21 protein-coding genes and 1 other RNA gene are annotated in these 16,897 nt (G+C 40.4%); 4 read left to right on the top strand and 18 right to left on the bottom strand.

What is annotated here, in order from left to right:
* Positions 1 to 69 precede the first annotated feature (69 nt).
* The 8 genes from LC036_RS05270 to LC036_RS05305 all read right to left on the bottom strand — a co-directional run bounded on the left by LC036_RS05270 (position 70) and on the right by LC036_RS05305 (position 5,894).
* Positions 70 to 258, bottom strand: coding sequence for a twin-arginine translocase TatA/TatE family subunit (locus LC036_RS05270; protein ID WP_226579181.1), 189 nt, complete (start codon positions 256 to 258; stop codon positions 70 to 72).
* A gap of 46 nt (positions 259 to 304) precedes the next feature.
* A complete protein-coding gene (locus LC036_RS05275) occupies positions 305 to 481 on the bottom strand; it encodes a twin-arginine translocase TatA/TatE family subunit (RefSeq protein ID WP_226579183.1) in 177 nt (58 codons plus the stop codon).
* Between the two features lie 122 nt (positions 482 to 603).
* Positions 604 to 1,188: a molybdenum cofactor guanylyltransferase gene (locus tag LC036_RS05280; RefSeq protein ID WP_226579185.1), complete on the bottom strand. Its 585-nt coding sequence runs from the start codon at positions 1,186 to 1,188 to the stop codon at positions 604 to 606.
* A complete protein-coding gene (locus LC036_RS05285; RefSeq protein WP_226579188.1) occupies positions 1,188 to 1,685 on the bottom strand; it encodes a dihydrofolate reductase in 498 nt (165 codons plus the stop codon). Before LC036_RS05285 ends, LC036_RS05280 begins: the two co-directional genes overlap by 1 nt.
* A 24-nt stretch (positions 1,686 to 1,709) precedes the next feature.
* Positions 1,710 to 2,669: a thymidylate synthase gene (locus LC036_RS05290; RefSeq protein ID WP_226579190.1), complete on the bottom strand. Its 960-nt coding sequence runs from the start codon at positions 2,667 to 2,669 to the stop codon at positions 1,710 to 1,712.
* Positions 2,656 to 3,288, bottom strand: a complete 633-nt coding sequence (locus tag LC036_RS05295; protein ID WP_226579193.1) for an HD domain-containing protein — start codon at positions 3,286 to 3,288, stop codon at positions 2,656 to 2,658. Before LC036_RS05295 ends, LC036_RS05290 begins: the two co-directional genes overlap by 14 nt.
* A gap of 8 nt (positions 3,289 to 3,296) precedes the next feature.
* The gene (locus tag LC036_RS05300; RefSeq protein ID WP_226579195.1) at positions 3,297 to 4,151 is read right to left on the bottom strand and encodes a DUF72 domain-containing protein; all 855 of its coding nucleotides are present in this window, start codon (positions 4,149 to 4,151) and stop codon (positions 3,297 to 3,299) included.
* A 72-nt stretch (positions 4,152 to 4,223) separates the two neighbouring features.
* Positions 4,224 to 5,894 carry a formate--tetrahydrofolate ligase gene (locus LC036_RS05305; protein ID WP_226579197.1) on the bottom strand — a complete coding sequence of 557 codons (1,671 nt, stop codon included), beginning with the start codon at positions 5,892 to 5,894 and terminating at the stop codon, positions 4,224 to 4,226.
* 476 nt (positions 5,895 to 6,370) lie between these two features.
* Between LC036_RS05305 and LC036_RS05310 the strand changes: the two genes are divergently transcribed.
* From LC036_RS05310 to LC036_RS05320, 3 genes are all read left to right on the top strand, one after another.
* Complete coding sequence (locus LC036_RS05310) at positions 6,371 to 6,571, top strand: cold-shock protein (RefSeq protein WP_035504999.1); 201 nt, start codon at positions 6,371 to 6,373, stop codon at positions 6,569 to 6,571.
* A 222-nt stretch (positions 6,572 to 6,793) separates the two neighbouring features.
* On the top strand, positions 6,794 to 7,471 hold the full coding sequence (locus tag LC036_RS05315; RefSeq protein ID WP_226579199.1) for a queuosine precursor transporter: 678 nt from the start codon (positions 6,794 to 6,796) through the stop codon (positions 7,469 to 7,471).
* A 14-nt stretch (positions 7,472 to 7,485) separates the two neighbouring features.
* On the top strand, positions 7,486 to 7,893 hold the full coding sequence (locus tag LC036_RS05320; protein ID WP_226579201.1) for a ribonuclease HI family protein: 408 nt from the start codon (positions 7,486 to 7,488) through the stop codon (positions 7,891 to 7,893).
* A gap of 13 nt (positions 7,894 to 7,906) precedes the next feature.
* Here the strand turns inward: LC036_RS05320 and LC036_RS05325 are convergent, their stop codons facing one another.
* The 5 genes from LC036_RS05325 to LC036_RS05345 all read right to left on the bottom strand — a co-directional run bounded on the left by LC036_RS05325 (position 7,907) and on the right by LC036_RS05345 (position 11,727).
* Positions 7,907 to 8,191 (bottom strand): DUF6123 family protein, encoded by a 285-nt coding sequence (locus LC036_RS05325; RefSeq protein WP_226579203.1) that lies wholly within the window; start codon positions 8,189 to 8,191, stop codon positions 7,907 to 7,909.
* A 692-nt stretch (positions 8,192 to 8,883) separates the two neighbouring features.
* A complete protein-coding gene (locus tag LC036_RS05330; protein WP_226579205.1) occupies positions 8,884 to 9,057 on the bottom strand; it encodes a hypothetical protein in 174 nt (57 codons plus the stop codon).
* Between the two features lie 86 nt (positions 9,058 to 9,143).
* The gene (locus LC036_RS05335) at positions 9,144 to 9,653 is read right to left on the bottom strand and encodes an isoprenylcysteine carboxyl methyltransferase family protein (RefSeq protein ID WP_226579208.1); all 510 of its coding nucleotides are present in this window, start codon (positions 9,651 to 9,653) and stop codon (positions 9,144 to 9,146) included.
* 1 nt (position 9,654) lies between these two features.
* A complete protein-coding gene (locus LC036_RS05340; RefSeq protein WP_226579212.1) occupies positions 9,655 to 10,740 on the bottom strand; it encodes a type III polyketide synthase in 1,086 nt (361 codons plus the stop codon).
* Positions 10,741 to 10,959: 219 nt separating this feature from the next.
* Positions 10,960 to 11,727 (bottom strand): SDR family NAD(P)-dependent oxidoreductase, encoded by a 768-nt coding sequence (locus tag LC036_RS05345; protein WP_226579215.1) that lies wholly within the window; start codon positions 11,725 to 11,727, stop codon positions 10,960 to 10,962.
* 124 nt (positions 11,728 to 11,851) lie between these two features.
* On the opposite strand from LC036_RS05345, the gene LC036_RS05350 reads away from it, so the two are divergent.
* A complete protein-coding gene (locus tag LC036_RS05350; RefSeq protein ID WP_226579218.1) occupies positions 11,852 to 12,406 on the top strand; it encodes a hypothetical protein in 555 nt (184 codons plus the stop codon).
* Positions 12,407 to 12,508: 102 nt separating this feature from the next.
* Here LC036_RS05350 and LC036_RS05355 read toward each other — a convergent pair whose 3' ends face one another.
* The 5 genes from LC036_RS05355 to LC036_RS05375 all read right to left on the bottom strand — a co-directional run bounded on the left by LC036_RS05355 (position 12,509) and on the right by LC036_RS05375 (position 16,871).
* Entirely contained in the window at positions 12,509 to 13,978 is a 1,470-nt protein-coding gene (locus LC036_RS05355) for a carboxypeptidase M32 (protein ID WP_226579223.1), read from the bottom strand.
* A 200-nt stretch (positions 13,979 to 14,178) separates the two neighbouring features.
* Positions 14,179 to 15,348: a THUMP domain-containing class I SAM-dependent RNA methyltransferase gene (locus tag LC036_RS05360; protein ID WP_226579224.1), complete on the bottom strand. Its 1,170-nt coding sequence runs from the start codon at positions 15,346 to 15,348 to the stop codon at positions 14,179 to 14,181.
* Between the two features lie 99 nt (positions 15,349 to 15,447).
* An RNA gene (rnpB, locus tag LC036_RS05365) (RNase P RNA component class B) lies at positions 15,448 to 15,822 on the bottom strand.
* Between the two features lie 95 nt (positions 15,823 to 15,917).
* A complete protein-coding gene (gene gpsB / locus LC036_RS05370) occupies positions 15,918 to 16,232 on the bottom strand; it encodes a cell division regulator GpsB (protein WP_226579226.1) in 315 nt (104 codons plus the stop codon).
* A gap of 75 nt (positions 16,233 to 16,307) precedes the next feature.
* A complete protein-coding gene (locus tag LC036_RS05375) occupies positions 16,308 to 16,871 on the bottom strand; it encodes an SLOG family protein (RefSeq protein ID WP_226579228.1) in 564 nt (187 codons plus the stop codon).
* Positions 16,872 to 16,897: the final 26 nt, after the last annotated feature.

The raw sequence follows: 16,897 nt of genomic DNA on the forward strand, positions 1-16,897 counted from the left end.
CCTCCAGGCTGGTATTAGCCTGACAATAAAGAAGATGTAAGGGAGCTCCCTTACACCTTTTTTATTCATTTATTCTTTGTTTTTCTTTTCAGCCTTACTGGTTTCATCATCGGACATGATATCACCTGTCGCTTTTTTAAATTCTTTCAAGGAACTACCAAAGGCTTTTCCTATTTCAGGAAGCTTTGATGGCCCAAATACGACAAGTGCAATGATTAAAATCAGGATAAGACCAGGAACACCAATGCTGGATAACATGGTTGATCACTCCATTTATTTATGTGAGTTTCTAAAAACACTTATGTTATTTGTCTGTTTTCTGATCCTGCTGATCATTTGTTAATTCTCGAGCTGAATTTTTAAATTCTTTCAGGGTTTCTCCCGCTGCTTTCCCAATTTCCGGTAACTTCTTAGGTCCGAAAATGACGAGTGCAATGGTCAAAATTAAGATTAGTCCAGGTACTCCGATACTTGAGAGCATCTATTCACCGCCCTTTATTCATGCTATACGTTTATTCTACAGGAGTTTTGGAAGAAAAGATACCCGGTAGGAAAACGTTTCCTTTCCCTTCCTATCATATCATTTCTACTCCCCTGCTGTCTCTACCTTCTTACTTTTTCCACCCATTCTTTTGCTTCTTTATAGTCTAGCTGGGTGTTCATATTGAAGAAATGGGAGGTCCTGCCACCAGTGTTTGAAATACTTTCAACGGTTACCGTTTGAATTTGATCCAAAAAACCCTGAACTCTTCTACCACCGTTACTTAAATAACATTCCAATATTGGCAGGGTGCGTTTGTGGTATATCCCTGAAAGCGGGTGCAGACGCCCTTCATGTATAGGGATGATGGCATCTGTCTGTTCTCCTCTGTAGGAAAGCAGGTGTTCATAAACTTCCTGATTAATAAAAGGTGTATCGCAGGCAGAAACGACAAACCAGGATTCATTACGTTTTTTCATAACGGCATGCAGCCCTCCGAGAGGCCCGGCATCTAAGAAGATATCAGGTATGACAGGGTATACTGGATGCAGCTCTGACTGACTAATGACAAGATTGGGAGCGATAACAGATAAAACAGAGGTAACTCTTTCAATAGAAGTTTTCCCTTTGAGCGCCAGGGTAGATTTATCTTCTCCCATTCTCGTTGAACCTCCCCCATTTAAAACAACGCCGCATATATTATCCATTAGGAAGAGCGCTTTCTATCATAGGTTCGGAAATAATAATCATACGGGTTTTTTTCGTCTTTCATTCCTTTTGTTTCCGATGTGAGGGTCCACTCGTTTTCATTAAAGTCAGGAAAATACGTATCCCCTTCAAACTCAGCATCAATGTAAGTTAAGTACATACGATCTGCATAGGACAGCATCTTTGCAAAAAGAACACTACCTCCAATTACAAACCATTCCTTATCGGGATGATTTTTTTCTAGTTCCAAAATCTCATCGATGGAATGGATGACCGTACAACCTTCTCTATTATACTCCTGGTTGCTTGTAATTACGATGTGCTCTCGTTCAGGAAGAGGCTTGCCGAAAGACTCAAACGTCTTTCTTCCCATAATAATTGTCTTACCCCAAGTCATATCCTTAAAGAATTTAAAGTCATTAGGGATATGCCACGGCAGGTCATTATCTTTTCCGATCAGTCGATTACGATCCATTGCAAAAATAAATGAAATCATCATTTCCACACCTTTCCTTTACTATTAAACAGCGACAGGAGCCTTAATACCAGGGTGAGGATTATAACCTTCTATTGTGATATCCTCAAGGTCAAAATCGAACACACTTGTCTTCTCATTATTTAAATGAAGCACAGGAAGTGTTCTTATTTCGCGGGATAACTGCTCTTCAATTTGATCGGTGTGATTTGTATAAATATGAGCATCCCCTAATGTATGAATAAACTCACCTGCTTCCAACCCGCATTCATGAGCAATTAAGTGGGTGAGAAGTGCATAACTCGCAATGTTAAAAGGTACACCTAGGAAAATGTCTCCGCTGCGCTGGTAAAGCTGACAGGAGAGTTTCCCATCTGCTACATAAAATTGAAATAAAGCATGGCATGGAGGAAGAGCCATATTTGAAGGAACATCCTCTGGATTCCATGCAGTCACAATGTGGCGCCGTGAGTCGGGGTTATGCTTAATATTTTCGATAACGGTTTTCAACTGATCGATGGTTTCACCGCGACTTGTCTGCCAATTTCTCCATTGCTTCCCATAGACTGCCCCTAAATCACCAAACCTTTCAGCAAATGCATCATCGTTCAGTATACGCTTTTTGAAGATATTCATCTGTGTATCATACGTCTCCTTAAAACCTTGGTCCTGCTGGCTGCGACGTCCAAAGTCACTCATATCCGGTCCCTGGTAATCTTCGCTCTCCACCCAGGATTGAAAGGCCCATTCGTTCCATATATTATTGTTGTTCTCTAACAAGTAACGAATGTTTGTATCGCCTTTAATGAACCATAACAGTTCACTTGCAATGAGTTTAAAAGGCACACGTTTTGTAGTCAATAATGGAAAACCTTCCTGAAGATCAAAGCGCAGTTGGTGCCCAAAAATTGAATAGGTTCCGGTTCCGGTCCGATCTTCTTTCCTCGTTCCTTGATTCATAATGTGCCGGCATAATTCCAGATAGGCTTCCTCATTCTTTATCATTAGGAACCCTCCTTTTTTCAGATGTTGTAAGCTGTTCTCGTCTAAATTCCTCCAAAAATTGAAGCATGAATTCATGGCGCCGCACGGCTTCTGCTCTGCCGCTTCCTGTGTTCATAAGGGATGCTAATTTCAAAAGTTTTCCATGGAAATGTCCAATAGAATGATCTGTTCCTTCACCATCTTTATAGATAGCCTGGTTACGGGCACCTCCGAAAGCAAAGGTTCTCGCAATCCCAATGGCTCCAATGGCATCTAAGCGATCAGCATCCTGCAGGATTTCTCCCACCTTTGTATCTGGACGCTTCCCCTTGCTGAAGGAAACCGTTTCAATAGCATTTGTAATCGTTTTGATTTGCGATGGAGATAAAGATAAGTCTTCCAATAGATGATCTCTTTCTTTTAGCGCTGTTTGTGGATTTTGATAAAGTTTTGGGTCCCCTACATCATGCAGCCATCCACTTATCTCACACAAAAAAGGATCCACATTTTCTTTTAAAGCGAGTTCTCTGGACCAGAAAGCCACCCTTTTCATATGCTCCGCATCATGACCGGTGGAATCATGCTTAAATTGGTCTATAACATAGGTTTTGACCTTCTTTAAATCGGTTGTTTGTTCCATAATGCCTCCTAAAAATTGAACAAATCCATTTGTCTGGGATTAAGGTCATTGTAAGTGATACCCAAAATCTCCTGCATTTGTTTAGCGTTGTCTGCTGCGTCCCCGCCGGAATTGTTATTAAACAGCAGCGTCACTTCAGGTGTCATCTTTTGCAGCTCGAGCACCTGTTCCGCCCATTCACTCAGTTCCTCTTCGTTATATTTGTACAAAAACCTAACTTCTCTCCAGTCTTTGCGACCGTTCTTATTCCAACCATGAATATTACGACCATGAAAACGTACGAGGGTTTTATCAGGATGAGTAGGAACTAATACTCTTGGCACCGACCCTTCCCCAGCCTGTGGTTCATCACAGATACTGTGGATCCACTGTTGATCTTTCATAAAAGCTAATGTCTGCTCTCGATAATCTTTTTCAAACCATGTCCGATTTCGAAACTCTAAGGCAATTGGGTACGCTTCAAGCCATTCCCGAATAAAGCGCAGCTTACGAATGTTTTCTTTTCTAACATCAAACCACGGAGGAAATTGAAAAAGCAAAGCATTGATTCTGCCACTTTCCCATACAGGCTGGATGGATTCTTCATAACGAAGCATTAAATCCCTTGCTTCCTGAACTGAACGGGATTCCCGATCATGACCGGTCAGCTTGTTGAAAGCCTTAATAACAAAAGAAAAGGAAGAAGGTGTTTCCTTCAACCATTTCTCATATCTTGCTTGTGGCTGAATCGCATAAAAAGCGGTGTCCACTTCCACAACTGGAAAATGAGAGGCATATTCGGAAAGTTTATTTTCAGATTTTGTTTTTTCAGAATAGAGGGAAGGGTGATCTCCCCATCCGGTCAAGCCTATATGAATGGCCACGATTTAGACGCCTCCTTCTCTGTATGTATCACAGATATTGTAGCAAAATCGATCATTCATCTCCAAAATAAACTAAAACAACCCTTTAACAGCACCCGAATCGTCCACATCCATATTTAAGGCAGCGGGTTTCTTAGGTAATCCCGGCATTGTCATGACATCTCCTGTAAGTGCCACAAGAAAACCGGCTCCAACTGAAGGCTGAAACTCACGGACTGTGACTGTAAAACCGTGCGGTCTGCCCAGCTGTGAAGGATCATCTGAGAGAGAATATTGCGTTTTAGCCATACAAATAGGTAGATTCCCATACCCAAGATCTTTAAACTGTGTCATTTGTTTCTTAGCTTTAGAAGAGTACTCTACACTTTCAGCTCCATATACTTTAGTTGCAATCTTATAAACCTTCTCTTCAATAGAATCTTCCAGGTCATAAATATGGGTAAGAGCACCCGCTTTCCTTTCACAAGCCTCCACGACTTTTTCTGCCAGATCAATTCCACCTTTTCCACCTTCAGAAAATACATCAACAAGCGAAACCTGAGCCCCTTTTTGTTGAACCCAATGGGTTAACAAATTGATCTCATCCTTTGAATCTGTCGGGAACTTATTAATGGCTACAACAAAAGGCAGTTGGAATTGTTCAATCGTATCCATGTGTTTTTCCAGGTTTGCCAGACCATTTCTTAAAGCATCTAAATTCTCTTCTGTAAGTTCATTTTTATTCATGCCACCATGCATTTTTAACGCTCGTATCGTAGCCACAATCACCACGGCATCCGGCTCAAACTCCCCGGCTCGCGTCTTAATATCCAAAAATTTTTCTGCTCCTAAATCCGCGCCAAACCCTGCTTCAGTTACGACATAATCCCCCAGTTTCGCGGCAAGGTTTGTAGCCATAACACTGTTACATCCATGAGCAATATTGGCAAAAGGTCCCCCATGGATAATAGCCGGCGTATGCTCCAGCGTTTGAACAAGGTTTGGCTTAATTGCATCTTTCAGTAACAAGGTTAACGCTCCTTCAAAACCGAGCTGACCAACATTAACAGGCTGTTTGTCGTATGTATACCCTACAACAATCCTGGCCAGGCGGCGTTTCATATCTTTAAGGTCTTTAGACAAACACAGAATAGCCATGATTTCAGAGGCTACTGAAATATTAAAACCATCTTCCCGCGGCACCCCTTTCACAGGCCCCCCTAATCCGACAATCACTTCACGTAAAGCGCGGTCATTGAGATCCAGTACTCGTTTCCATTCAACTCTCCGTGGATCAAGATTTAACTCATTTCCTTGATGAATATGGTTATCAATAAATGCAGATAGAGCATTGTTTGCTGTGGTAATAGCATGGATGTCGCCAGTAAAGTGAAGGTTGATTTCCTCCATAGGTACGACCTGGGAATATCCGCCCCCTGCAGCACCACCTTTAATCCCCATTGTCGGACCAAGGGACGGTTCTCTTAAAGCAATGACTGCTTTTTTATTTAATTGGTTTAATGCCTGTCCAAGTCCTACAGTAACTGTTGATTTCCCTTCTCCAGCTGGAGTGGGGTTGATGGATGTTGTCAAAATCACCTTACCAGAAGGCCGGTCGGACAGCTTCTCTAAAAGCTGATCCGAGAGCTTCGCTTTATAATGTCCATAGGGCTCCCAATCATCTTCTGTTAGCTGGAGTTGTTCTGCTATATGTTTAATGGGTTTCATTTCAGCCTCAAGGGCAATTTCAATATCTGATTTCATGATGTATTCATCCTTTCTATCCATAACTGCCTCTATTGTACCCCACTATAGCCATGAGATATAGGGAAAGGAATGCTGTTCTTTATAACAGCTTTGTTAAACAGTGTTGTTCACTTTTCATAAGGATACAAATAAATGAGAGGAAAGATGAAGACTCGTTTCCGGTAAACAATATTGGTACATGAAGTTCTGAACTTTTCGCTTTGTCAATGCAGCCTCCTCAGAATTTAAATAGGCAATGGATATAATAGTGTCTTCTTTGCGCAGACCCATGAAAACTATAGTCAGAATGTTGACGCAGTTTGTTGTATAAGATATATTGGAGGTAAGCAAATATCACGATCGGAAACATAAATGTAAGGTAGTTCCCATAGAAGTGCTTCGGAATTTATGTTCCGTTCTTCTATGGGAACTTTTTTTCGGTCCAGTATTTGAAATTTCCACGTTTTACGTGCAAGTCTTAGGAGGAAATGAACATGCAAAATGGTACAGTAAAATGGTTCAACGCTGAAAAAGGTTACGGCTTCATTCAAGTAGAAGGTGGGAACGATGTATTCGTTCACTTCTCTGCAATCCAGGAAGAAGGTTTCAAGTCTCTTGAAGAAGGACAAGCTGTTACTTTTGAAATAGTAGAAGGCGACCGCGGCCCACAAGCTGCGAACGTCGTAAAAGAATAGATGGTAAAAAAGAGCAGCCTCTTAAGAGGCTGCTCTTTTTTCATAGGACGGATATACAACTATAAAGCAGTTTCGACATATAAGACCTAAAACCAGGAACGCTTATCTGTGAGTATGTCTAATGATTTGCATATACGCCTATTCCATTGTATAATTCATGGCTGTTCATTTTTTAACTGCGGTTCGAAAACTCCCGCAATATCAAAACTAAGGAGGATCCTTATGACCAACGAAGCCTTGTGGATAATCTATGCTTTCATTAATTTTGCATTATTGCTGGGCGTATATCGAATATTTGGTAAACCAGGTTTATTTGTATGGATTGGAATGTCTACCGTGCTTGCAAATATACAGGTCGTGAAGACCGTAGAGATTTTTGGACTGCAGGCCACATTAGGAAATATCATATATGGGACTGCATTTTTAGCGACAGACATTCTGAATGAAAAGTACGGAAAAAACGACGCAAGAAAAGCTGTCTGGATGGGCTTTTCGACTTTAATTATTTTGACAATCATTATGCAGTTCGCCTTATTGTTTACACCAGGTGAAAATGATCTGGCACAGCCTGCAATGGAGACGTTATTTGGACTTGTCCCCCGTATTGCTATGGGAAGCTTGGCTGCCTATATCATCAGTCAGTACTTTGATGTGTTTCTTTATACAAAATTGAAAAGTAAATTTCCGAACGACCGGTACTTATGGCTGAGAAATAACGGAAGTACCATGGTAAGTCAATTGCTGGATACAGCTATCTTCTGTTTAATTGCATTTTATGGGGTCTATCCCACGGACATTTGGCTTGAAATTTTCCTCACTACCTATATCATTAAGTTTATCGTAGCTGCTTTAGATACACCGTTTTTCTATATGGCGAAAAAAATGCGTCACTCTGAGTGAGGAGGTCCACTGGAATGATTGAAGTTTATACCGATGCTGCATGCAGTGGAGACCCTGGTTTCAGTGCAGCAGGGATTGTGATAAAGAGGAAACAACACGATGAGGAATACGAGCAGTTTCTCGGGACATGGACCAATCATGAAGCCGAATTTCTAGCTATCATATATGCTTTAGAAATTTGTCAGGAACTCCATCCTGGTGAAATTATCTCGATCCGTTCCGACTCTAAAGCTGCTGTTGACACTTTAGATAGTAAGTATACGAAAAACGCAAAGTTTCTTCCTTTATTAGAACGTATACAAGATCTGGAAAAGGCTTTTTCCTATGTATTCTACAAATGGATTCCAGATAAACAAAACAAAAATGCAGACCGCATAGCACGAAAGTGCCTGCAGGCAGCACAAAACCCAGATCATCCATGATCTGGGTTTTATATCATGCTCCCGTACCATTAGACAGCCGCTTCTCTATGGCTTCATACGCCTGTCGTTTACTTACGATATGAGGTTTCGCAATATGCTCTAAAACACTGATGAAGAAGCTTGGATCAAACGATTGCTGGAGCTTTAACGTCATTCGTACAGCTACGACCGTTTTCCATTCTGTTGCATTCGTAGAATTCTTTCCAAAGTAAATGAATTGTACATGTTCATCGCTCAACTTAAACCCCTTGCTCCATAAATCCTCAAGGAAATAAGCCAAAGCATGTTTTTTGTTCATAAAACGCTCCTTATCCGATCCATCAGCAATCAACCGGGTGATTGAGAATCAAAATTTCTAACGATTGCTGTTATAACGAAGTGAACTTTCCCATTCACAATTCGACAAACATCCTATGTTTAATTATTTTAACAAATGAGCTTACTAAAAACTATTATAGTTTTGTGACTCATAAATCCCTATATAAAAATGAGGGTTTGTTAAAAATCCAAGTCACTATTCATGTGAACGTTCTATTCCATACATAATTTTTGCTTATATAAGCATCCAAGAATACAATGGCATTTATGAATAAGCCAGAACAGAAATCATGTACCTTATGATATAAATAAAAAATAAAATGGCAAATGGAAAAAGAACCGCATATAAAATGGTTAAGGATATCTTTCGCTTATGTATTGTTATTTCTTGCAGTTGTTTTTTAAAGTTCTCTCTATCCTTTAAATAAACAGCAGGAAATACTATAACTGCCAGGACAAATAAAGGAAAAATAAATTCATATAAGGCTGTTAATATAATTTTCACCGCACTTCTTTAGTTATTTCCCCTTACAACCGCTGGTAGCTGAATAAGAAACTGGTATTAAATTAAACCAGTAATCTCATCAAACAATCCGGTTAAAAGCCTCCCGTATTCATTAGGTAATTGCTTTTCTTATTTTGCATTTCAGCAAAAATAAAAGCCAAGTGCGCTCACCTGGCTGAAATGGATTGTTCGTATCTTTGTTTATTTGTCATAGGAGTTACTTCTCTGCAGTCCTTCATTCTTTCTATTACTGATTCTGCAGGAGCGCACCCAACTTTCGCTAATAGATAAACCATTAAACTGCTGTATAGAGCCACAACAATGAGTAAAAGGACAACCATATGTCTCCTCCTAAATGAAAATGATTTTCATTTCTAATTAGAATTATAGCAAAAAGAAGGATTCATGACAATAACTCTTTGAATTTTCACACTCTTTCTTTTAAAGCCTCTTCTTCCACCGGAATTCTCACTGTCAGTACAAGCAAATGTAAAAAAGGAAATACAAGTGCCGTTACATAAGCGTGGAATAAAACAGGAATAACGAGAAGTTCAAAAAAGACAATCACATAATTAGGGTGCTTGATGTAACGATACACTCCCCTCCGGATTGGTTCCTCTTCAGGGAGGACAAGAATTCGTGTGTTCCATCTTTTTCCTAAGGTTGATATGCACCATACTCTCAAGATTTGTAGAATAAAGAAAAACGCAAGCGCTCCGTAAAAAACAGGATGCATTGAGTAAGGAGTCCAGATGAACTCCACTATAACTGAAAGAAAAAACAGGCTGTGTAAAAGAATGAATAAAAAATAGTGTCCTTCCCCCCATTCCTTAGCTCCTCGATCAATCATCCATTTTCTATTCCGATTAGCAAGTGCCAGCTCTCCCAGCCGCTGAAAAATAAGAAACGCAAAAATCATCCACAAGAAAATCTCCATCTTATTTCCACTCCAAACTAATAATTTCCGAACTGAACCCGGGACCTAACGAAGTCATGATGGAACGTGTGCCTTTGTGAGGATCAGACCCCATAGCTTTGTGTAAAACAAAGTGGACAGTCGGGGAAGACATATTCCCATGAGAAGCCAATACACTTTTCGGAATTTCTAATACATGGTCTTTTAAATCAAAAATCTCTTGATAACTCTCCAACACTTTTTTGCCGCCCGGGTGAGCGACAATAAAAGGAAGATCTTTTATGTCCCAATGATTGTTCTCAATGACCTCTTTTGCGTGGACACTCCAGAAATCTTTGACCAGGCGTGGAATACTCTTGTTGAAAATAACTTCAAAACCTGTATCTACTACCCTCCAGCCCATTACATCTGTACTGTGTTTCTTTGTTTTAGAGCTCGCATTTAAAATGCTGGGAATAGAACCTTTCGCTCTGTTCAGTAACGGAGATTCGTCTCCGACAACTAATACGGCTGATGCTCCGTCTCCAAATAATGCTGTACCGACAAAGTTACTTACACGGGAGTCTTTCGGCTGAAAGGTAAGGCTGCACAATTCGACACACACAACAAGGACGTTCTGAGCTGGATGACCAAGCAGCCACTCATATGCTTTTGCGACCCCGCTTGTCCCCCCCGCACAGCCCAGACCAAAAAGGGGTGTTCTTTTAGTCGACTCTTTGAAATTCATTTCATTCATTATGTAAGCATCAAGAGTCGGGGTGGAAATTCCTGTAGAAGAAACGAATAATAGATGATCGATTTGATCAGCTGAGACATTCTCACTCAACATTTTTTCATCTGAAAGACAAGACTCAATAGCTCCGATACTATATTTCAAGGCCTGATTATGATACAGCTCATTTCTTTCCGCTAATCCATGATCTTCTTGGAACCACTCCAGAGGAGCAGCAAACTGCCTCTCTTCAATTTCTGCATGTTCAAATATAGGCATCAATCTATTTTTTTCATGTTCCTTTAGTGGAAATAATTCATTGACCAGCTTTTGAACGGCAGATTGCTTACAAGGATAATCCGCACATTGGATTCCTGTTGAGAGAATATATGGCATTGTCTTTCCTCCTTTTCCTTTAATATGCGCAGAAAACAGAGGTAATATGACAGATTTACAATAATAAACATCATTGATATAGTCATTGCTAATCCTGTACAGCATTAGAATCTTATGTAGTTTAAAGAGATATTGTACATGAATAAGGGTGTCGAGACACACTCGACACCCTTAAGGTTTGTCTACATTATCTTATGAAAGAATGATATATATGCGGGATTAAAAGCCATAAATGGTCATGCCGCCGTCAACAAATAGAGTCTGACCAGTCATATAATTACCTGCTTCAGAAGCCAAAAAAACGGCTGCTCCGCTCAATTCTTCCAGCTTTCCAATTCGTTTAAGCGGGGTACGTTCTAAAATGGCCTGCACATAATCTTCGTCCTGAAGCAATTTTTCTGTTAGAGCTGTGGGGAAATACCAAGGACCGATGGCATTAACGTTAATGTTAAAGGGTCCCCATTCCAATGCTAGATTTTTAGTCATTTGTATTAAAGCACTCTTGGTCATTGCATAAACCACACCGGTTCTCAAGGCTGTGTGCCCGCCAACAGAAGAGATGTTGATTATTTTTCCATGATTACTTTCTTTCATAACCTTCCCAGCATACTGTGAAAGAAAAAAGGCACTTTTCATGTTGGTCGATATGATTTGGTCCCACTCTTCTTCAGATACGTTCTCCGCCTCACTTCGTATGTTTATCCCTGCATTGTTCACCCATATGTCAATAGGTCTGCCCCCACGAATCTCTTCTACTTCCTGTTTAATATCGCTGTACTCATTAATGTCTTTACAGATTGTAAAGGCTTGTCTTCCAAAGGATTCCACTTCCTTTTTTGTCAAGGAAAGATCTCTTTCATTTCTAGCAATAATGATAACGTCCGCACCTGATTGTGCATAAGCAAGGGTAATCGCTTTTCCTATTCCTTTCGTTCCACCTGTAACTACTGCCAGTTTATCGTCTAATCTAAAATTTGGTAAGTACATAAGGTTCTCCTTCTCTCTATAGTTATGAATTTTCAGTATAGTGTAACATTTTTGCTAAATCTTTACATTTCATAAACTCTCTCCTACAATAAACGTTGGATATATATAAAGGGGGCATTTGTTTATGAAAAAATGGTTAATTGCCTTAGGTCTTTCCAGTGCATTAGTGGTCGCAGGATGCAGCGGGGATACAGATGAAGGCACAGACACAGAAAACGAAAATCAGACAGAAGAAACAAATGAAGATCAAGGAACAGATGAGCAGGCTGTAAAGAAAGCCTTACTAAATGCTCAAATGGAACTAACCAACACGTTTAAAACATACCAGGGAAAAATCACAGCTTATCAGACAGCTGTTTCAGCAGAAGAGCCTGATACCGAACAAATTAAATCAGCTGGAGAAGAAGCTAAAACTGCAGCAAATGAAGCTGCTACTACAGCTGCCGATTATACGGTAGAAGCGGATCTTCCAGAAGAAACAAAAACAAAATTAGAAGAAGCTGTCCCTTCTCTTCAGGCTTACTATGAAGAAGTAGAAGCTGCTTTAAATGAAAATCTTGAGAATGCTGACTTTTCTAAAGCAGACGAAAAATTCCAGGAATTTAATGATCAATTTGGACAAATCCTCGAAGATGCTGGTTTCCCGGCTACTCCTAATCTGATGGAAGAAATGTCCTAATCTAACCATAGCCCATCTGCGCTGCAGATGGGCTTTTTTTCTCTTAATTTCAACTGTTATAGTTTTCAAATAAACGGGTTTCATGGGTCAGGTTTAACAACGTTAAGAGAAGTTGTAAATCTTTTTATATTTGCCCGACAAATAGGATACAAGGTAATCTGGATTAAGTCCTTCGCCAGTGATATCATTTAGAATCTGAAGGGGTTTTTTCATCTTTCCATACTGATGGACATTTTCCGTCAGCCAGCTTTTTATCTGCTTAAAATCACCCATCTCAATGAATTGGTCTACATCAATCTCTTTACGCATGGCGGTATTCAGCTGAGCGGCATACATATATCCTAAAGCGTAAGATGGGAAATAACCAAAATCTCCCCCGGACCAATGTATGTCCTGAAGCACTCCTTCTCCATCATTTTGTGGTCTAACACCCAGGTAATCCTCCATTTTCTGATTCCACAGTTCAGGTAAGTCTTTCACTTCAATCTCTCCACCAATAAGAGCCTTCTCTAATTCGTAGCGGACCATGATATGAAGGCAATACGTTAATTCGTCGGCTTCAATTCTAATAAGCGACGGTTTTACTTCGTTGACAGCAGGATAGAATTTTTCTAGAGGCAGATCCTGAAAACTTTCCGGGGCGAACTTCTTGAAAAGCTCATAATGATTTTTCCAAAACCCTTCACTACGTGCTACGAAGTTTTCCCAAAATAAAGACTGGGATTCATGAATCCCCATGCTTGTTCCATCGGCAAGCGGCGTAAAAGCAAGTTTAGGATCAATGTTTTGTTCATATAAAGCGTGCCCGCCTTCATGAATGGTCCCGAAAACAGCCGTTCTGAAATCTTTCTCATCATATTTTGTAGTGACACGAACATCATTTGTGTTTAGTCCGATAGCAAATGGATGAACGGTCTCGTCTAGACGCCCGGCATCAAAATCATACCCCATGCGTTTTAATATTTCTTCACTGAATTGAGCCTGCTTGTCTTTAGGGAAATGCCCTTCCAATACGGAAGGGTCCGGTTGGGTAGCTGCTTCTTGCGTCTGCTGTAACAAGTGAGTTAGTGCTTTTCTTACCTTCGGAAAGACCTCATCAAGCACCTTAACAGTTACACCCGGTTCATAATTATGAAGCAAAGCATCGTATCGATGTTCATCGTAACCCCAATAGTCAGCAAATTTTCTATTATATTCTACTAGCTTCTCTAAATAGGGACGAAAGCTTTCAAAATCATTTTTTTCTTTTGCTTCTGCCCACATGGATTCAGCCTTAGATTGAAGCGTGACATACTCTCTATATTCCCGGGTGGGAATTTTAGCAGTTTTTTCATACGTCTCTTCGGCTTCTTCAAGAGACCTCTGCACGATAGGGTCTGCTACGTTTCCTTTTAATTCATCGATATAGCCGCGCATTTCCTGTGAGGTTTGAATTTCATGTACTTTTTGCGATAAAACACCAAGAACTTCAGAACGTCCATCAATCCCCTTCTTAGGTGCTTTTGTCCGCATATCCCAAGCCATGAGTCCAATCGCTTCCCCATAGGAAGATTGTTCTTTTAATAAGTCCATAAATCTCTGTTGTGTTGTCTGCGTCACGTTTATCTCTTCCTCTCATAAAAAGTTATGTAGTTATAAGTCAATCCCTCAACTATTATACCAATCTTTTGAATATATCTAAATTGACAACCTGCTTTATCCCTATGGATTTTTACAAGTGGATACAAAAAGACACCCAGCATGAGCTGGGTGTCTTTAAAAGAGGATAGAGTTTAAACGTTAAAACCTTTATTGTTTTTAGGTTTCTGTTTAATTTGTTTTCCGAAATATTGGTAATAGTCGGTTTTTATAAACCCATTAAACAGCTTCCTTCTCTTCGTAGCCGGTTTACCGTACAGCTTTTCAAATCCTTCATGAGAAGTCAGGATGTATACACTCCAAGACGGATGATCCCGCATAATACTTCCAAGATCACGGTACATGTTTTCAACCTCTTCTCTTTCCCCCATCCGCTCACCGTACGGAGGGTTGGACACGATATAGCCATTGTCTTCTTTTGGTTTTAAATCACTCATCTGCATCTGCTTCCAGGTGATGAGATCACCCAGACCGGCTTCCATTGCGTTTTTCTTTGCAATGTCGATTAGTTGAGGATCAATATCAGAACCCACAATGTTTAAGGGCTGATCGTAATTGGCTGCTTCCTCCGCTTCCTCAAAGGCATCATCCCACGCTTTTTGCGGAATAAAGTCCCAACCTTCAGACGCAAATTCACGATTAAATCCAGGAGCGATGTTTTGACCGATTAAAGCTGCCTCAATGGCAATTGTTCCAGAACCGCAGAAAGGGTCTACAAATGGTTTATCAGCATCCCAGTTCGTAACTTGAACAAGGGCTGCTGCCATTGTTTCTTTCAAAGGCGCCTCACCCTGACCTACCCGATACCCGCGTTTATGCAGTCCGCTTCCTGAAGTATCAATGGTCAGAAGAGCTTCATCTTTATGAATGGCGACTTCTACTCGGTAGAAAGCCCCTGTCTCTTTTAACCAGGATGTGACGCCATGTTTCTTTTTCAATCGTTCCACAATCGCTTTTTTTACGATTGACTGGCAGTCAGGAACACTATACAATTTTGATTTCACTGATTTCCCTATAACAGGAAATTCCCCATCCTCAGAAATATATTTTTCCCATGGAAGAGCTTTAGTTTCTTCAAACAGCTGGTCAAATGAAGTTGCTTTAAATTTACCAACTAACAGTTTGACACGATCTGCTGTTCGCAGCCAAAGGTTAGCTCTTGGAATAGCCGATACATCTGCTGAAAACACTACTCTTCCATTTTCAACCTGGACGTCTTCATAGCCCAGGGCCTTCACTTCGTTTCCAACGATCGCTTCAAGGCCCATTGCAGCAGTAGCAATTAATGTCACTTTTTTTGACATGCTGATCCCTCCTTATATGTAAACAAATAAAAACCCTTCTAAAAAGCTGTTTTGGCTTTTCAGAAGGGTGTCCTATGCATCATTAGCGACCTTTGAATACTCTGTAAGCCATGTTCTGTTCCATCGTACTGCAAACGGTGGTCAACCTCGTACTCCGGTGGCAATCATCTATCTGCCGTACTACGACCTTTTCTCTGGTTCATTTCCCATTGAAAAGTGCCCCTACCTATTTTTGGGTTGCTCGCTCGCGGGGTTTACCTCGTTCCACCCGAAGTATTTCTACTCCGGCTCCGTCACTGTGGCACTTTCAAGGTAGTCATTCCTTATCCGAAGACGTAGGAATTTTCCCTGCCGTAAGTTCAAAGAACTCCCCTGACTTATGGTTTCGTCAGACACGAACACTACAAGCATCTCAGCTTGTGCGAGCATGGACTTTCCTCTGTATGGTTGACCATACAGCGATTACCCGAGTATTCAAATGTATTGGATTACTAATTCATATACGCCTCAATTGACGTGCCTGACCATTATACCAAACGATAAAACGTTTGTCATATGGAAATTTTTATTTAATCAGCGTATTTATTCCCGAAAACGGCCTTTTCCAGATTAGAAACTCGCTTTAGAATGTCATAATTCACTTGATGATTGCTGGCGGGTGTTTGCGTTTGTCTTTGTCTCTGGTTTGATTCACTTGAGGACAACTTTTTTAATCGTTCATTTTCTTGTTGAAGACGCTCGATTTCCTGTTGGAAGCGATCGTAATCCTGAATAATTAAATCAAGATACTCATCGACCTCTTCCTGATTGTAACCTCTCATAGACGTTTTAAAGTCTTTCTCCAGTATATCCTTACCATTCAAATGATACTCTTCTTCATTCATTTTTTTCACCTCTGTTTAACACATTACATTTATTTTTTCAGAAGGTGGGTCAAATGTCAATTTGATTTCCAAATTTTATTGGCTCCAAAAGTCCGGATCTGACATTCTAAGCTCTTCAACCGTCTCATCCAGATCAAGAGGTGTAATATAAGTAACTTCGTATTGTTTTGTTTCAAGCGCTTTTTTTGCCGCCCGCAGAAAGTATTGAGGACTTCCTTCTGTATCCTCATCATATAAGACAAGACTGCCATCGGAGTGTTCGATAAGAAACTGATCCTTCGCCTTGAACTGATAGGGACCTTGGTAGCCTTTTTTATATATAGGCTGAAAGAAATCAGCAAGCATAGTTACTTCCTCATAAATCAGCTTTACATCCTCAGGCCAGCGTTCCTCCTGGTTTTCAAATGGGGGAAGAACGCCCAGCTGAATTTCAAATTCATCTTTTAAATCGAGGACTACTTCGGCGGCCCAGAGTTCCACACCCATCTGGCCTGATACTAAGACCCATTCCAGTCCTTCATCTATGTAGGACATTAGTCTTTTTTTAATCGTCTCTTTTACAAATGCCACTTTCGGGTCGTTCTGTTTAAAAATCCCCATTTCCATAGGTTTGTAACCCGTAACGACAAGTGTTTTCATGAACGGACCCTCCTTTTATATCGGTT

The sequence above is a fragment of the Halobacillus litoralis genome (assembly GCF_020524025.1).
Classification (GTDB): Bacteria; Bacillota; Bacilli; order Bacillales; family Halobacillaceae; genus Halobacillus; species Halobacillus litoralis_D.

Excerpts from the sequence above, each read along its gene's own strand:
- LC036_RS05360 (WP_226579224.1), bottom strand. The coding sequence starts at position 15,348 with ATGTCAAAAAAAGTGACATTAATTGCTACTGCTGCAATGGGCCTTGAA.
- LC036_RS05345 (WP_226579215.1), bottom strand. The coding sequence starts at position 11,727 with ATGTACTTACCAAATTTTAGATTAGACGATAAACTGGCAGTAGTTACA.
- LC036_RS05295 (WP_226579193.1), bottom strand. The coding sequence starts at position 3,288 with ATGGAACAAACAACCGATTTAAAGAAGGTCAAAACCTATGTTATAGAC.
- LC036_RS05280 (WP_226579185.1), bottom strand. The coding sequence starts at position 1,188 with ATGGATAATATATGCGGCGTTGTTTTAAATGGGGGAGGTTCAACGAGA.
- gpsB (WP_226579226.1), bottom strand. The coding sequence starts at position 16,232 with ATGAATGAAGAAGAGTATCATTTGAATGGTAAGGATATACTGGAGAAA.
- LC036_RS05285 (WP_226579188.1), bottom strand. The coding sequence starts at position 1,685 with ATGATTTCATTTATTTTTGCAATGGATCGTAATCGACTGATCGGAAAA.
- LC036_RS05330 (WP_226579205.1), bottom strand. The coding sequence starts at position 9,057 with ATGGTTGTCCTTTTACTCATTGTTGTGGCTCTATACAGCAGTTTAATG.
- LC036_RS05375 (WP_226579228.1), bottom strand. The coding sequence starts at position 16,871 with ATGAAAACACTTGTCGTTACGGGTTACAAACCTATGGAAATGGGGATT.
- LC036_RS05355 (WP_226579223.1), bottom strand. The coding sequence starts at position 13,978 with ATGGACTTATTAAAAGAACAATCTTCCTATGGGGAAGCGATTGGACTC.
- LC036_RS05290 (WP_226579190.1), bottom strand. The coding sequence starts at position 2,669 with ATGATAAAGAATGAGGAAGCCTATCTGGAATTATGCCGGCACATTATG.
- LC036_RS05340 (WP_226579212.1), bottom strand. The coding sequence starts at position 10,740 with ATGCCATATATTCTCTCAACAGGAATCCAATGTGCGGATTATCCTTGT.
- LC036_RS05310 (WP_035504999.1), top strand. The coding sequence starts at position 6,371 with ATGCAAAATGGTACAGTAAAATGGTTCAACGCTGAAAAAGGTTACGGC.
- LC036_RS05275 (WP_226579183.1), bottom strand. The coding sequence starts at position 481 with ATGCTCTCAAGTATCGGAGTACCTGGACTAATCTTAATTTTGACCATT.
- LC036_RS05335 (WP_226579208.1), bottom strand. The coding sequence starts at position 9,653 with ATGGAGATTTTCTTGTGGATGATTTTTGCGTTTCTTATTTTTCAGCGG.
- LC036_RS05305 (WP_226579197.1), bottom strand. The coding sequence starts at position 5,894 with ATGAAATCAGATATTGAAATTGCCCTTGAGGCTGAAATGAAACCCATT.
- LC036_RS05350 (WP_226579218.1), top strand. The coding sequence starts at position 11,852 with ATGAAAAAATGGTTAATTGCCTTAGGTCTTTCCAGTGCATTAGTGGTC.
- LC036_RS05270 (WP_226579181.1), bottom strand. The coding sequence starts at position 258 with ATGTTATCCAGCATTGGTGTTCCTGGTCTTATCCTGATTTTAATCATT.
- LC036_RS05315 (WP_226579199.1), top strand. The coding sequence starts at position 6,794 with ATGACCAACGAAGCCTTGTGGATAATCTATGCTTTCATTAATTTTGCA.
- LC036_RS05320 (WP_226579201.1), top strand. The coding sequence starts at position 7,486 with ATGATTGAAGTTTATACCGATGCTGCATGCAGTGGAGACCCTGGTTTC.
- LC036_RS05325 (WP_226579203.1), bottom strand. The coding sequence starts at position 8,191 with ATGAACAAAAAACATGCTTTGGCTTATTTCCTTGAGGATTTATGGAGC.